Source organism: Streptomyces sp. SAI-135, assembly GCF_029893805.1.
Taxonomy (GTDB): domain Bacteria; phylum Actinomycetota; class Actinomycetes; order Streptomycetales; family Streptomycetaceae; genus Streptomyces.
In genome coordinates this window covers 3,934,688-3,948,601 of the sequence record NZ_JARXYP010000002.1, presented here as the reverse complement: position 1 = coordinate 3,948,601, position 13,914 = coordinate 3,934,688, and the positions used below count along the sequence as shown (strand labels likewise).

Sequence of the window (13,914 nt, the reverse complement as noted above, 5' to 3'; positions counted from 1 at the left end):
GGACAAATCCGGGATCCTCGTCACGGAGGTGTGGGCCATGGCGGATGCCGCACTGCGGCTGAAGAGTCTGCTCGAACAGTTGCTGGGAGCCGAGCTCCCGGTGCGGATCCGGGCCTGGGACGGTTCCCAGGCGGGGCCGCCCGGGGCGCCCACCCTGGTCGTCCGCAACCGCCGCGCCGTGCGCCGACTGCTGTGGAAGCCGGGCGAACTGGGCCTGGCCCGCGCCTGGGTCGCCGGGGACCTCGACATCGAGGGCGACTTCTACGCCGCTCTCGGCCTGCTCTCCGGCCTGGTCTGGGAGCGCGACGACACCCGCTCCGCCCTCCAGGTCCTGCGCGATCCGGAAACCCGCGCCGCGCTGCTCGGCCTCGTCCGGCTCGCCGGCCTGCCGCTGCCGCCGGCCCCGCCCCGCGAGGAGATCCGCCGCTCCCGGGGCCACCTGCACACCAGACGCAGCGACAAGCGCGCCATCAGCCACCACTACGACGTCGGCAACGGCTTCTACGAGACCGTCCTCGGCCCGTCCATGGTGTACTCGTGCGCCTACTGGGCGGATCCGGACGGCACCCTCGAACAGGCCCAGCACGACAAGCTCGACCTCGTCTGCCGCAAGCTCGCGCTCCGGCCGGGACAGCGGCTCCTCGACGTCGGCTGCGGCTGGGGCTCGATGGCGATCCACGCCGCCCGCGAGTACGGCGTGCGCGTCGTCGGCATCACCCTCTCCCAGGAGCAGGCCGCCTACGCCCGCAAGCGCGTCGCCGACGCCGGACTGACCGACCGGGTCGAGATCCGCGTACAGGACTACCGCGACGTGGCCGACGGGCCGTACGACGCGATCTCCTCCATCGGCATGGCCGAGCACGTGGGATCGGAGAAGTACCTGGAGTACGCCGAGGACCTGTACCGGCTGCTCGCGCCCGGCGGGCGGCTGCTCAACCACCAGATCGCCCGGCGCCCGCTGTCCGACGAATCGGCCTACGACCTCGACGAGTTCATCGACGCCTACGTCTTCCCCGACGGTGAGCTCGCCCCCCTCGGCACCACGGTGACCCAGTTGGAGCGGGCCGGGTTCGAGGTGCGGGACGTCGAGTCGATCCGGGAGCACTACGCGCTCACCCTGCGCCGCTGGGTCGCCAACCTGGAGGCCGGGTGGGAGCGCGCGGTCCGGCTGACCGGCCCGGGCCGGGCCCGGGTCTGGCGCCTCTACATGGCCGCCTGCGCCCTCGGCTTCGAACGCAACCACCTCGGCGTCAACCAGGTCCTGGCCGTCCGCACCCCCGGGTCCGGCCGGTCCGGGATGCCGCTGCGCGCCCGCACCTGGAACTGAGCGCACGGAAGGGGCCCGCCACTCCCTCCGTGACGGGCCCCGAGTGCCGTACCCCTACTCCGCCTTGATGGCGGCCAGCATGTTCATGCGGGCCGCCCGGCGGGCCGGCCACAGCGCGGCGAGGATGCCGACCGTCGCCGCAAGCAGCAGGAAGACGGCCATCCGGGCCCAGGGCAGGACCAGTTCGTAGGTCGCCATCTTCGTGCCGAGCAGCTCACCGGCCGCCCAGCCGAAGAAGACGCCCAGCCCGATGCCGAGGACACCGCCGAACAGGGAGATGACCAGGGACTCCAGACGGACCATCCGCTTGATGCCCTTGCGGTCCAGGCCGATCGCGCGGAGCATGCCGATCTCCTGGGAGCGCTCGAAGACCGACATGGCCAGGGTGTTGATGACACCGAGGACCGCGACGATCACCGCCATGGCCAGCAGGCCGTAGAGCATGTTCAGCATCAGGGTGAACATCTGCGCGATGGACTCGGAGAGGTCCTTCTTGTCCTGGACCTTGATGGCCGGGTTGGTGCCGAGGGCCTTCTCCAGCCGGTCCTTGGTCGCGTCCGAGGCGCCGTCCGACGTCTTCAGCATGACCTGCATGTCGGACCGGTCGCTCAGGTGCGGGTTGATCGTGGCGGTGTCGACCATGATGCCGCTGATCAGCTCGTTGCCCTCGTAGACGCCGGCGACCGTGAGCTTCTGCGCCTTGCCGTCCTCGTAGTGCACGGTGAAGACCGAACCCGCCTTCCAGCCGTGGGACTTGGCGGTGTCCCGGTCCACGACGACCCGCGCGCCGCCGACCTCGAAGGTGCCGCTGTCGGTCTTCAGGGCGGTCAGCTTCCCGATCGCCGGGCCGTTGACGCCGGTCAGGTACTCGGTCTCGCCGTCGATGCGGGAGGGCGCGTTGCGCAGCGGGCTGACGGCGGTGACGCCGTCGACCTTCGCCAGCTTCTTCTCGACGTCCGGGGAGAGCTCGTTGCCGTTCGCCATGGAGACGACGTAGTCCGCCTTGACGGCCGCCGACGCCATCTTGTCGATGGACTTCTGGAGGCTGCCCGCCATCACGGTCATACCGGTGATGAGGGTGAGGCCGATCATCAGCGCGGAGGCGGTGGCGGCCGTACGGCGCGGGTTGCGCACCGAGTTCTGGCGGGCGAGTTTCCCGGAGATGCCGAAGACGCGCATGAGCGGGGCCGCCGCCGCGATCAGCGGCCGGGACAGCAGCGGGGTGAGGATGAAGACGCCGATGATCAGCAGGACCGCGCCCAGGCCCATGGGGGCCTGGCCGTCCGAGCCCTCCATCGTGGTGGCCGCCAGGATCACGGCGACACCCGCCCCGCTGAACAGCGCGCCCAGCGTGTTGCGCAGCACCAGCGACTTGGTCGTCGCCTTGGCGTGCACGCTGCACATCGCCGCGACCGGCGGGATCTTCGCCGCCCGTCGGCCCGGGAGCCAGGCCGCCAGCATGGTGATCAGGACACCGACCGCGAGGGCGGCGCCGACCGTGCCCGGCGTGATGATCAGCGGGCCGTCGGGGACGGTCGCGCCCAACGTGCCCATGAGGGACCTGAGTCCGGCGCCGATGCCGATGCCGGCCACGAGACCCGTCACGGCGGCGACCAGGCCGACCACGAACGCCTCGATCAGCACCGATCGCGTGACCTGCCTGCGGGACGCGCCGACCGCCCGCAGCAGGGCCAGCTCCTTGGTGCGCTGGGCGACCAGCATGGTGAAGGTGTTGGCGATGATGAACGTGCCGACGAACAGCGCGATGCCCGCGAAGACCAGCAGGCCCTGCTTGAGACCGCTCATCGAGGACGAGATCAACTCGGCCTGTTCGTCCGCGAGTTGCCTGCCGGTCTCGGTCTCCACCAGGTCCGCGGGGAGCGCCTTGTCCAGCGCCGCCTTCAGCGCGGTCTGGGAGGTGCCGGAGGCCGCCTTCACATCGATCTCGTCGTACGTCCCCGGCTTGCCGAACAGCTTCTGGGCGGTGGCCGTGTCGAACAGCGCGAGGCTGCCGCCGGCCGCGACATTGCCGTCGTCGGTGGTGAAGATGCCGGTGACGACGGGCTTGAGGACCGGGCCGTCGACCGAGAGGCGCACGGTGTCGCCGACCTTGTAGCCGGCCCGCTTCGCGGTCTCGGAGTCGATGGCGACCTGGTCGGCGCCGTGCGGTGCGGCGCCCTCGGCGAGCGGGTACCGGGGGTCCTCGGCCCCGTAGTAGTTGCCGCCCTGGGACTGGAAGCCGCCGCCGACGAGCTTGCCGTCCTTGTCGGCGATGGCGGTGAAGCCGCTGACGACACCGATGGCGTTCGACGCCCCGGGGACCTCGGCGCTCCTGTCGAGCAGGGCCTGGGTCAGCTCGTGGCGCTTGCCGATCGTGTTGCCCTTGTCCTCGTCCCAGGTGGGGGTGACGGCGACGTCGACCTGGTCGAAGCCCTTGGCCGAACTCTTCTGGTAGGCCTCGGAGATGGTGTTGGTGAAGACGAGGGTGCCGGACACGAAGGCCACGCCGAGCATCACGGCGAGCACGGTCATCAGCAGCCTGGCCTTGTGCGCGAGTACGTTGCGCAGGGCGGTGCGGAACATCAGGAGGTGCGGCCCTTCGCGTCGAACTGCTTCATGAAGTCGAGGACGTTGTCGGCGGTGGGCTTGTACATCTCGTCCACGATCCGGCCGTCCGCGAGGAACACCACCCGGTCCGCGTACGCCGCGGCGACCGGGTCGTGGGTCACCATGACGACCGTCTGCCCCAGTTCCCGCACGGAGTTGCGCAGGAAGCCCAGGACCTCGGCGCCGGAGCGGGAGTCGAGGTTTCCGGTCGGCTCGTCACCGAAGATGATGTCGGGCTTGGACGCGAGGGCGCGGGCGACGGCGACGCGCTGCTGCTGGCCGCCGGAGAGCTGTGCGGGGCGGTGGCTGAGCCGGTCCCGCAGGCCGACCATCCGGATGACCGAGTCGAGCCACTCCTTGTCCGGCCTGCGGCCCGCGATGTCCATCGGGAGCGTGATGTTCTCCAGGGCCGTCAGGGTCGGCAGCAGGTTGAACGCCTGGAAGATGAACCCGATCTTGTCCCGCCGCAACTTGGTGAGCTGCTTGTCCTTCAGGGAGCCCAGCTCGGTCTCGCCGATGCGGACCGAGCCGGAGGAGAAGGTGTCGAGGCCGGCCACGCAGTGCATCAGCGTGGACTTGCCGGAACCGGAGGGGCCCATGATCGCGGTGAACTCGGCCTGCCGGAACTCGACGGTGACCCGGTCCAGGGCGACCACCTGGGTCTCGCCCTGTCCGTAGATCTTCGACAGATCCGTGGCACGTGCGGCCACGGAGGTGGCCCGGCTGACGACGGGTGGCGTGGTCACGGGATGGAACTCCTAGCGGGACGACATCGTTGAAGGACGTCTTCCATCGTGGCGGCCGGACACGGCCGTGTAGTCACCCGCTGTTCTGGTTCCGGGGGCAGACTTCGGAGGGACCGCGCCGCTCGCTGTCATACCTGGGGATGACGGCGGCCCCTGATTCGGGGCGGAAGCGGAGAACAGGTGGAGCGTCCTCGTTCGGGCGGTGAAATTCCGTCATTCCGCATGCGCGGCCGGGTGTCGCACGTAAGGCTATTGGCAAGTGCGGATGGCGTGTTCCACGGTCTGATGCACCCTCAGACGTCAATAAAATAAGACAACATCGGTCCGCCCGTCCGCTGTTCGGGGGACGCGTCCCGATAGGCTCGGAACCTCAAACGCGGAGCCCATGACCTGCCCGGATGGTGGAATGCAGACACGGCGAGCTTAAACCTCGCTGCCCCTTCGCGGGCGTGCCGGTTCAAGTCCGGCTCCGGGCACTTTCCCGCCCACGCGATGAGTTCTCCCGCGTGGGCCGGCGTCTTGTCGTCACCCTTCGTAGACGGTCAGTACGGCACCGTCGATCTCGATCCTGCGGCCGGCGCGCATGCCGTCGCGGCGCAGTGTTCTCAGACAGGTGTGGAACAGCGGCAGCTCGTCCGCGTCCAGGACGGCGGCGGCCAGTTCCACCAGTTCGGTCACCGACTGGTCGGTCAGTACCTCGGGCAGCTCGCCGGAGAGCAGGACGACCGATTCTCCGGCAGGCCCACGGACCACGGCAGTGGCCGGCCCGCCATGCACGAACAACACATTCCCCCCTGGGAGCCCGGGGTCGTGCGGCTCTCGCTCCTCGGGCAGGACGAGAGACTAGCGGGGGAGTCCGGCGCTTTCGGCCACAGTCGAATTCTTTTTCCGACTCCCCGGAAGAGTGAACATCCCCGGTCGAGGACGGCCGCCGCACGGTCACTTCTGTGGCGGGCGGTGGGCGTCTGCGGGCCGGTGGGGGCGTGTCGCGCAGTTCCCCGCGCCCCCAGGTGGCGGTCACGCGCGCCACGACGGACCCGCGCAGGCCGCCGCAGGCATCCAGGGGCGCGGGGGGAACTGCGCGGCCAGCCCCCCCACCGGCCCGCAGCCGACCGGCTACTGCTTGGGTGTGCGGTCCAGCAGGGACTCCACCAGCGCAGCGACATGGCGGCGGTCGTCCGCCGAGAGTTTCTGGACGCTGGCGATCAGCAGGTCCACCTCGGGGTCGGCCGGGTGCGCGGCGGTGCCCTCGGTGCCGTACACGTGGATGCCGCAGGCCTCCGCGGCGGCGCGACGGACGGTGTCCAACGGGAGTTCCAGTCCCTTGGACAGTCCCTCCAGGGTCGCCGACTGGGGCATGCGGACGACACGGTCGGTGGTCGCCAGGTGGTGGACGGTCGAGCGCGGGACGCCACCGCGGCGCGCCACGTCACCGTAGGACCAGCCCTTGCGGTCCAGGCGCTCACGGATCAACTGCTGGAGTGCGTTGGCCACGGGTGGGTCACTTCCTGCTCGCCGCTCGGCGGAACCGTCCATGTCGGGGCCGATTCTACGGGCGGCCCCACCCGCCGCCGAAAGGGTGATTCCCCGAACGGGTTGCGCAGCGGCCCCGCGAGGCCCTAGTGTCCAATCTCGTTGGACAGCACGTCCGACCAAGTTGGACAGAGTGTGGGGGGAACCTGACTCGGTCCGACCGGAAATGCCCATCCCTGAGGGGGAATTGATCATGATGGACGCTCACGAGCTCGAGGCCGAGTCCGCGGAACTGCTGCCGGGCCGCGAGGCCCTCGGTCGTCTGAAGTTCAGCTTCAACAAGACGACCAACGTCACCAAGCACATCGCCAACGTCGAGGCCCACAACTCGTCCCTGGCCGTCAACGACCACTCCTTCGCCTCGGCCGCCGCCTCGCAGGCCGGCCAGAGCATCACGGTCACCCAGTAACACCCGCGCACCACCTCGAACCCGATCCACATCACCTGAAAGGACGTCCGTCATGAGCATGGACATGCACGAGCTGGAGACCGAGTCCGCCGAGCTGCTGCCGGGCCGCGAGGCCCTCGGTCGTCTGAAGTTCAGCTTCAACAAGACGACCAACGTCACCAAGCACATCGCCAACATCCAGGCGGACAACCAGTCCGCGGCGCTGAACGACCACTCCTCCTACTCGGTCGCCGAGTCGCAGGCCTCGCAGTCGATCACCGTCAAGCAGTAGCGCCGGCGTGACCACGGCCGCCGGGGTGGACCGCCCGTACCAGCGGTGCGGTCCACCCCGGCGGCCGTGCAAGGGGGGAAACGGGGGAGGAGTGGGGGGAGACCACATATGACAGTGCTCGGAGACGGGCCCGCGACGCTGTACGACACGGGGCCGGTGCCGGGGCCGGGTGGCTGGCCGGTGACGTACGAGCAGGCCGCGACAGGCAGCCTGCCGGTCGTCGAACAAGGGCTCGTGCCGCGGCTGAGTGCGGGACTGCGACTGCACGGCGAGTACCAGGGGTCGGGTTTCACCGAGCCCAAGTACATCGCCCGTCGGGGGGACGGGCAGGTCGTGCAGCTGTCACGGCTGCTCTATCTCGTGGCGTCGTCCGTCGACGGCGTACGCGACACCGAGTCGATCGCCCACCGGGTGAGCGCGAGATTCGGCCGTGAGGTCAGCGGGGAGAACATCCGCTTCCTCGTGGAGAAGAAGCTCGAACCGCTCGGCGTGACGGTTCCCGAGGGACAGGAGAGCGACGAGGTCGACGCCCCGCGCTCCGACCTGCTGCTCGCCCTCAAGGGCCACCGGGTCATCTTCGACGAGCGGCGCACGGCACGCATCGCGGGGTTGTTCGCGTGGCTGCACCGGCCGGTCGTGGTCGCGGCCGTACTCCTTGCGGCCGTGGCCATGGACGTGTGGCTGTTCGGTTTCTTCGGGGCGATCGAGCCGGTCCTGGAGGTCCTCGACCAGCCGGTGCTGATCCTGATCGTCTTCGCCCTGACCGTGGCCTCGCTCGTCTTCCACGAGTTCGGCCACGCCTCCGCATGCAGATACGGCGGTGCCCGGCCCGGGTGCATCGGCTGCGGGATCTTCCTGATCTGGCCGTCGATGTACACGGACGTGACGGACGTGTACCGGATCGGACGCGGCGGCCGGATCAGGACCGACCTGGGCGGGGTCTACTTCAACGTGGTCTTCATGCTCGGCATGGCCGGGCTGTACTTCGCCACCGGGGAGCCCTTCTTCCTGGCCGCGGTGTACCTCGGGCACTTCGAGATCCTCGAACAGCTGATGCCGGCGGTACGCCTGGACGGCTACTACATCCTCGGCGACCTCGCCGGGGTCCCCGACCTCTACGGCAAGATCAAGCCGATCCTGCTCGGACTGGTGCCGGGCCGGAAGGGGCGGGCGGCCCGGCAGGAGGTCGCCGGGCTGAAGAAGTCGGCGCGGACCATCGTGGCCGCCTGGGTGCTCACGATGGTGCCGCTGATCATCGGCGAGATGGGCTACGCGCTGTGGAACCTGCCCCGGATCATCGCCACGATGACCCGGTCCATGGTCGAGCAGTTCTCCGGCACCGGGGCGGCCTTCGCGGACGGCCGGGTCGTCGAGGGGCTCGTCGGGGTACTGGGCTGTCTGATGCTGCTGATCCCGATGGGCGGTGTCGTCTACCTCTCCGTGAAGATCGGCGGGCGCATCCTGCGGGCCGCGAAACGGTCCACGGCCGGGCGGCCCCGGTTGCGGGTGGCGCTGTGCGCCGTGGCCCTCGCCGGGCTGGCCGGTCTCGGCTACGCGTGGACGTCCGGCCTCACGCCCCAGCCGCTCCCGAAGAAGCCCCCGATCGCGCCGATCCTCCAGCCGGGGGTGTCGACCGAGGAACCACAGCCCCGGCAGGCCACCGCCCCGGACGACGACACGGCCTCGGACGGGGACACCTCGGACGACCCGGCGGACCCGGGCTCCGGGGCCGTGGCGCCCACGGCGGCGGGCCGCGCCCCGGGCTCGGACGCGCCCTCGCCCGGGACGTCCTCGGCCGCGTCGGCGTCCGCCGCACCGGCGTCGTCCGCGACGGCCCCGGGAACGGCGACCGGGGGCTCCTCCCGCGGACCCGCGTCCCCGACCCAGGGCACCTCACCGGGCCCGCAACCGTCGTCACCGGGCACGGGCCCCTCGGCCCCCGCTCCGGATCCGACCCCGTCGGAGAGCATCCCGCCCTCACCCACCGAGACGGCGTCCCCGTCGCCGGCCAGTGGTTCGCCGGGGGCGTCCTGACCGGACGGCCGTCCGGTCCGAGGCAGTGGAGAGGCGTCGGGGGCGGGTGCGAGGGGCGGGCGGAGCGGTGCGGGCGCACCGGCGCCGGGCCTGCCGCTGACCGGCCGCGCCCCGGCCCGCCCAGGCACCCCGTTCCGCCGCCCCCCCCACATCCGTACATCCACCACCCGAGGAGATCCCTTGAGCAGCCACCGAAAACCCCGTACCCCCAGCCCGCTCACCCGGCGTGCCGTCCGTGTGGGGCTGTTCGCCGCCGGTGTCGCCGGTGTGGCGACCGCCGTGCCGGCGCAGGCCGCCACCGGCTCGGCCCCCAAGGTCGCCGTCGCGTCGGACCACGTCTTCAGCCACGCCGACCGCCGCGACCACACGGAGGAGGAGGACTCGTTCACCATCCGGCAGTTCGGCAAGGTGAACGCCGCCTCCGTGCGCAACCAGGCCAACGCGGTCTCGGCGGGCTGCACCGCCGACGACGCCTGCCGGTCGGTCGCGCTGTCCTTCCAGATCGTCACCGTGGCGGGCGAGCACACGCGCCTGAACGCCGTGAACCTCAGCGACGCCACCAACAAGAACTGCACCGGCTGCCAGACCCTGGCCGGCGCCTACCAGTTCGTGGTCTCCACGCCCGCCCCGCTCACCCTCGACTCCGCCCACCGCCGACAGCTCGACGACATCCACCGCCGGCTGGACGCCCTGACCCGCTCCGACATCCCCGCGACCGACCTGCGCATCCGGGCGGACTCGCTCGCCGCCGAGGTCGACGCCGTCCTCAAGGACGCCGTGGCCCACGCGCCGAAGGGCGACGCGCAGCAGGACGTCACCATGCGCCGCCACCTGGACGGCTGGCCCGGCCGCTGACCCGGCCGGCGGTCCGGCCCGCGGAAGCCACCGCGGGCCGGACCGCCGCGCGGAGACCGTTGACATCGGCAGACCCTCGGCGCAGACTCGGCACACTTAAGTGAAAAAAACTTCACTGTGCGAACGCAGTCGCCCCCGAAGGGAACGCCCGATGCGAACCACCGTCGGCATCGTCGGAGCCGGCCCCGCCGGCCTCCTCCTCGCCCGGCTCCTCCACCGCGCCGGCATCGACTCGGTCGTCCTGGAGAGCCGCGACCGGGCCTACGTCGAGCAGCGCCAGCGCGCCGGGATCCTGGAGCAGGGCACCGTCGACGTACTGCGCGCGGCCGGCGCCGGGGAGCGCATGGACCGCGAGGGACTCCCGCACGACGGCATCGAGCTGCGCTACGACAGGAAGCGCCACCGCGTCGACTTCCCCGCCCTCACCGGCGGCCGCTCCGTGATGGTCTACGCCCAGACCGAGGTCTGCAAGGACCTCATCGCCCTCCAGCTGAAGGACGGCGGCCCGCTGCTCTTCGAGGCGGAGGCCCTGGCCGTCGAGGGCGCCGACACCGGCACCCCGCGCGTCCGCTTCCGGCGCGAGGGCCGCGAGGACGTCCTGGAGTGCGAGTACGTGGTCGGCTGCGACGGCTTCTGGGGGGTGGCGAGGAAGGCGGTCCCCGCCGAGCTGACCCGGGTCTTCGAGCGGACGTACCCCTTCGCCTGGCTCGGCATCCTCGCCGACGTCCCGCCCTCCCACGACGAACTCGTCTACGCCCGCCACGACCGCGGCTTCGCCCTGCTGTCCATGCGCTCCCCGTCCGTCTCCCGCCTCTACCTCCAGGTCCCCGAGGGCACCGACGCCGAGAGCTGGGGCGACGAGGAGATCTGGGACGAGCTGGAGCGCCGCTTCGAGACGGACGACGACTGGAAGCTGGACCGGGGCCCGATCACCCAGAAGTCCGTCACCCCCATGCGCTCCTATGTCCACGAGCCCATGCGGTACGGCCGGCTCTTCCTCGCCGGCGACGCGGCGCACATCGTCCCGCCCACCGGCGCCAAGGGCCTGAACCTCGCCGTGGGGGATGTCGTGACCTTCGCGAGGGCGCTGACGCACCTGAGGGAGACCGGTTCGGCCGAGCGCCTCGACGCCTACTCCGAGACCTGCCTGCGGCGGGTGTGGCAGGCCGAACGGTTCTCGTACGACATGACGGGCCTCCTGCACCGGGCGCCCGACGCGACCGGCTTCGACGACCGGATGCAGCTGGCCCGGCTGGAGCGCATCGCCGGGTCGCGGGCCGCCGAGACGGACCTCGCCGAGGCGTACACCGGCTTCCCCTTCGGCTGAGGCCCCTCCGGTGCCGGGAATCACGCCGGCGCGTAGCGTGTTGGCCGGAGCAACGAGGGAAGATCCTCCTCAAGCACTAGGGTCATTCCTTTGCCTACCCATTACTCTTGAGGCAAGGTCCACACACGGTGGCCATGGAGGAGTGAAATGAGGAGCAGCAACCCGGTCTTCTCGCGACGGGGGTTCAGCCGCGACAACGGCTACGCGGGCTTCAACACCGCGCCGCAGGCCGGGGGCGCAGCCGTGGGCACGCAGGCCAACCCCTACGCGCAGCCGCAGGGCAACCCGTACGCGACCAACCCCTACGCCCAGCAGGACCTTCAGCAGGGGGCGCCGCCGCAGGCCCCGGTGTCCACCGGCCGGATGACGATGGACGACGTCGTCATGCGTACCGGCACCACGCTCGGCGTCCTGATCGTGACGGCCGCGCTCGCCTGGGCGCTGCTGCCCGTCGACGACGCCAACATCGGCCGCTCGTACGGCATCGGCATCGGCGCCGCGCTGATCGGCATGGTCCTGGCGCTCGTGCAGTCGTTCAAGCGCAAGGCCACGCCCGCGCTGATCGTGTCGTACGCCGCGTTCGAGGGCGTGTTCCTCGGCGTCATCTCCAGCATCGTCGACAACCGCATCGCCAGCGGCGCGGCCATGCAGGCCGTGATCGGCACCCTGGCTGTCTTCGCCGCGGTGCTGGTGGCCTACAAGGCCGGCTGGATCCGCGTCAACCGGCGGTTCTACGGCTTCGTCATGGCGGCCACGCTCGGCTTCCTGCTGCTGATGGTCGTCAACATGCTGTTCGCCGTCTTCGGCGGCGGTGACGGCCTCGGCTTCCGCAGCGGCGGCCTCGGCATCCTGTTCGGCGTCATCGGCGTCCTGCTCGGCGCGTGCTTCCTCGCCCTCGACTTCAAGCAGGTCGAGGACGGCATCGCCTACGGCGCGCCGAAGGAGGAGGCCTGGCTGGCGGCGTTCGGTCTGACGCTGACGCTGGTGTGGATCTACATGGAGTTCCTGCGGCTCATCGCGATCCTCAACAGCAACGACTGACAGCAACGACCAGGCCGCCCACGGCAGCTGAAAGGGCCCCGGGTTCCCACCCGGGGCCCTTTCACGTGTGCGCGGCTAGAAGTACCTGCGCGCGGCCCTCCTCAGGTCGTACTCGTGGATGATCGCCTTGGCGTGGCCGTACGCGAGGTTGTGTTCGTGGCGGAGCCAGCTGACCTTCTCCTCGAAGCGGAAGAGGGCCGGGCCTTCGTCGACGGTGCGGAGCCAGTCGGACACTTCACGACCGGTGCAGTGGGGGATGCGGGCGAGCAGGTTGCGGTGGGTCTCCTCGGAGAGGACGTGGGACATCGGCGCCTCCGGACGCAAAGGGGATGTAAGCCGGTCCTTCAGGTCACCGTGCCTGAGCGTTCGCCCGTTGGCAACAGTCCCGGTGGGACACGTACGGTTGGCCGGTGGCTGATACTTCGCGTCTGATCCGGGCTGTGGACCACTTCGCCGACCGTCTGCGGGCCGCGCCGCAGAGCCGGTTGCAGCGGGGCGCCGCCGCCGAAGCCCTGGGCCTGGCCCGGGAGTTCGCCCGCCGGACGCAGGTGCTGGAGGAGCCGGGGACCGAGCTGCGCGAGATGCCGGACGCGGGGATGTTCGCCGCCGCCGACCAGATCACCGTGGCCGTGCACGACCTGGCCCTCGTCCTGACGGACGAGGGCCAGGTGGAAGAAGCGCTGGAACTGGTCGCCCGGGCCCAGCAGCGGGCCGGAGTCTGACGTCCGCGCGGACGCTCAGAGGGACGCTATGACCCGGTCGGCGAGGATGTAGACGTTCTCCTCGCCGCAGGCGAACGTCAGCGTGTACGCGCCCGAGACGCCCGAGCCGCCCAGCAGGACCGGGGTCTCACCCGCGCGCAGGGCCGCCGAGAGCCGTTCGGCCGTCTCGCGGTGGCCCGGGGTCATGCACAGGGTCGTGCCGTCGGCGAAGACGTAGACGTCGAGGGTGCCGAGCGGGCCCGGCCGTACGTCGGCGAGTGCGGTGCCGGACGCGGCCAGTTCCTCCAGGGTGGCCACCGTGCGCTCATGGTCGCCCACGGCCGGTGAGCCGACCGGCACGAAGTCCGGGTGGGAGGGGTGGCGACGGCGGGCCGCGGCCAGTTCGGGGCTGTCGCCGGCGAACTCGTCCGCCTCCGCCGAGGACTCCGACACCGGCTCCAGCGGCTCCAGGCCCACGAAATCGGCCTGCCGCGGCAGGAACAGCTCGCTGTCGGGCAGCCCGAGCAGCGAGGGCGCGTCGGAGGCGTCACGCGCCTCCTGCGCGGCCCAGAAGGCGCGCGCCTCGGCGAGCTCGCGCTCACGCTCCTCGGCGAGGGCCTCGGCCACGGCGGCCCGTATCTCGTCGACGTCGGCGGCGGGACGGGCGGCCGGGACCAGGCCCCGCACCGGCCCGGTGGTGTTCCTGGCGAGCTCGGTGTGCAGGGCGGCGACCTGTCGGCGCAGCACCATGAGGGTGCGCAGGACGGCGACGCCCACGGCGCCCGTGGCGGCCGTGGTGACCAGCAAGGCGATCGGCATGGCGCTCACTGACGTACTCCCGGTTCAAAGTCGACCCCCGACTTCCTACATCAGCTTGAAGGGCGGACTATCCCTCTGTCAGTGCGTAACGTCACGAATCGGACAGGACTTTGGGCTCGAGGTTTGCCGGTGAACGGCTCTGAGCTGGGCAAATCCCTGTACGAAGGGAGATAGGTCACATCCTGGGGGAGATTGGATCACAAATCGGCCCAGAACCTTGGAGTTTCCCCGGTTCTGGGCCAAA

The 13,914-nt window shown here is 70.7% G+C and carries 14 protein-coding genes and 1 tRNA gene; 9 read left to right on the top strand and 6 right to left on the bottom strand.

All coding sequences use genetic code 11. From position 1 onward, the window contains the following. The first annotated feature begins 37 nt into the window (after nucleotides 1-37). Nucleotides 38-1,327 (top strand): cyclopropane-fatty-acyl-phospholipid synthase family protein, encoded by a 1,290-nt coding sequence (locus M2163_RS22210; protein ID WP_280894817.1) that lies wholly within the window; start codon nucleotides 38-40, stop codon nucleotides 1,325-1,327. Between the two features lie 54 nt (nucleotides 1,328-1,381). On the opposite strand, the gene M2163_RS22205 is transcribed toward M2163_RS22210, so the two are convergent. Together M2163_RS22205 and M2163_RS22200 are read right to left on the bottom strand one after the other, a co-directional pair. Beyond that, nucleotides 1,382-3,910 carry an FtsX-like permease family protein gene (locus tag M2163_RS22205; protein ID WP_280894816.1) on the bottom strand — a complete coding sequence of 843 codons (2,529 nt, stop codon included), beginning with the start codon at nucleotides 3,908-3,910 and terminating at the stop codon, nucleotides 1,382-1,384. Next, nucleotides 3,910-4,680 (bottom strand): ABC transporter ATP-binding protein, encoded by a 771-nt coding sequence (locus tag M2163_RS22200; RefSeq protein WP_280851066.1) that lies wholly within the window; start codon nucleotides 4,678-4,680, stop codon nucleotides 3,910-3,912. The genes M2163_RS22205 and M2163_RS22200 overlap by 1 nt, the downstream gene beginning before the upstream one ends. A 392-nt stretch (nucleotides 4,681-5,072) precedes the next feature. Here M2163_RS22200 and M2163_RS22195 point away from each other — a divergent pair. Beyond that, a tRNA-Leu gene (locus M2163_RS22195) sits at nucleotides 5,073-5,156 on the top strand. 49 nt (nucleotides 5,157-5,205) lie between these two features. Here the strand turns inward: M2163_RS22195 and M2163_RS22190 are convergent. Together M2163_RS22190 and M2163_RS22185 are read right to left on the bottom strand one after the other, a co-directional pair. Further along, a complete protein-coding gene (locus M2163_RS22190) occupies nucleotides 5,206-5,466 on the bottom strand; it encodes a hypothetical protein (RefSeq protein ID WP_280851067.1) in 261 nt (86 codons plus the stop codon). Between the two features lie 330 nt (nucleotides 5,467-5,796). After that, nucleotides 5,797-6,174 (bottom strand): helix-turn-helix transcriptional regulator, encoded by a 378-nt coding sequence (locus M2163_RS22185; RefSeq protein WP_280851068.1) that lies wholly within the window; start codon nucleotides 6,172-6,174, stop codon nucleotides 5,797-5,799. Nucleotides 6,175-6,406: 232 nt separating this feature from the next. On the opposite strand from M2163_RS22185, the gene M2163_RS22180 reads away from it, so the two are divergent. The 6 genes from M2163_RS22180 (at nucleotide 6,407) to M2163_RS22155 (ending at nucleotide 12,150) form a co-directional block, all read left to right on the top strand. Continuing rightward, nucleotides 6,407-6,622 (top strand): hypothetical protein, encoded by a 216-nt coding sequence (locus M2163_RS22180; protein WP_280894815.1) that lies wholly within the window; start codon nucleotides 6,407-6,409, stop codon nucleotides 6,620-6,622. Nucleotides 6,623-6,674: 52 nt separating this feature from the next. Further along, on the top strand, nucleotides 6,675-6,893 hold the full coding sequence (locus M2163_RS22175) for a hypothetical protein (RefSeq protein WP_053848216.1): 219 nt from the start codon (nucleotides 6,675-6,677) through the stop codon (nucleotides 6,891-6,893). 108 nt (nucleotides 6,894-7,001) lie between these two features. Then, nucleotides 7,002-8,927: a hypothetical protein gene (locus M2163_RS22170; protein WP_280851070.1), complete on the top strand. Its 1,926-nt coding sequence runs from the start codon at nucleotides 7,002-7,004 to the stop codon at nucleotides 8,925-8,927. A gap of 180 nt (nucleotides 8,928-9,107) precedes the next feature. Continuing rightward, nucleotides 9,108-9,782: a hypothetical protein gene (locus M2163_RS22165; protein WP_280851071.1), complete on the top strand. Its 675-nt coding sequence runs from the start codon at nucleotides 9,108-9,110 to the stop codon at nucleotides 9,780-9,782. 151 nt (nucleotides 9,783-9,933) lie between these two features. Continuing rightward, nucleotides 9,934-11,109 (top strand): 4-hydroxybenzoate 3-monooxygenase, encoded by a 1,176-nt coding sequence (locus M2163_RS22160; RefSeq protein WP_280894814.1) that lies wholly within the window; start codon nucleotides 9,934-9,936, stop codon nucleotides 11,107-11,109. 147 nt (nucleotides 11,110-11,256) lie between these two features. After that, complete coding sequence (locus tag M2163_RS22155) at nucleotides 11,257-12,150, top strand: Bax inhibitor-1/YccA family protein (protein ID WP_280851073.1); 894 nt, start codon at nucleotides 11,257-11,259, stop codon at nucleotides 12,148-12,150. Nucleotides 12,151-12,225: 75 nt separating this feature from the next. On the opposite strand, the gene M2163_RS22150 is transcribed toward M2163_RS22155, so the two are convergent. Beyond that, a complete protein-coding gene (locus M2163_RS22150) occupies nucleotides 12,226-12,456 on the bottom strand; it encodes a DUF4287 domain-containing protein (protein ID WP_007382546.1) in 231 nt (76 codons plus the stop codon). Nucleotides 12,457-12,560: 104 nt separating this feature from the next. On the opposite strand from M2163_RS22150, the gene M2163_RS22145 reads away from it, so the two are divergent. Beyond that, a complete protein-coding gene (locus M2163_RS22145; protein ID WP_280851074.1) occupies nucleotides 12,561-12,872 on the top strand; it encodes a hypothetical protein in 312 nt (103 codons plus the stop codon). Nucleotides 12,873-12,887: 15 nt separating this feature from the next. Here M2163_RS22145 and M2163_RS22140 read toward each other — a convergent pair whose 3' ends face one another. Next, nucleotides 12,888-13,670, bottom strand: coding sequence for a hypothetical protein (locus tag M2163_RS22140; RefSeq protein ID WP_280854180.1), 783 nt, complete (start codon nucleotides 13,668-13,670; stop codon nucleotides 12,888-12,890). Between the last annotated feature and the right edge of the window lie 244 nt (nucleotides 13,671-13,914).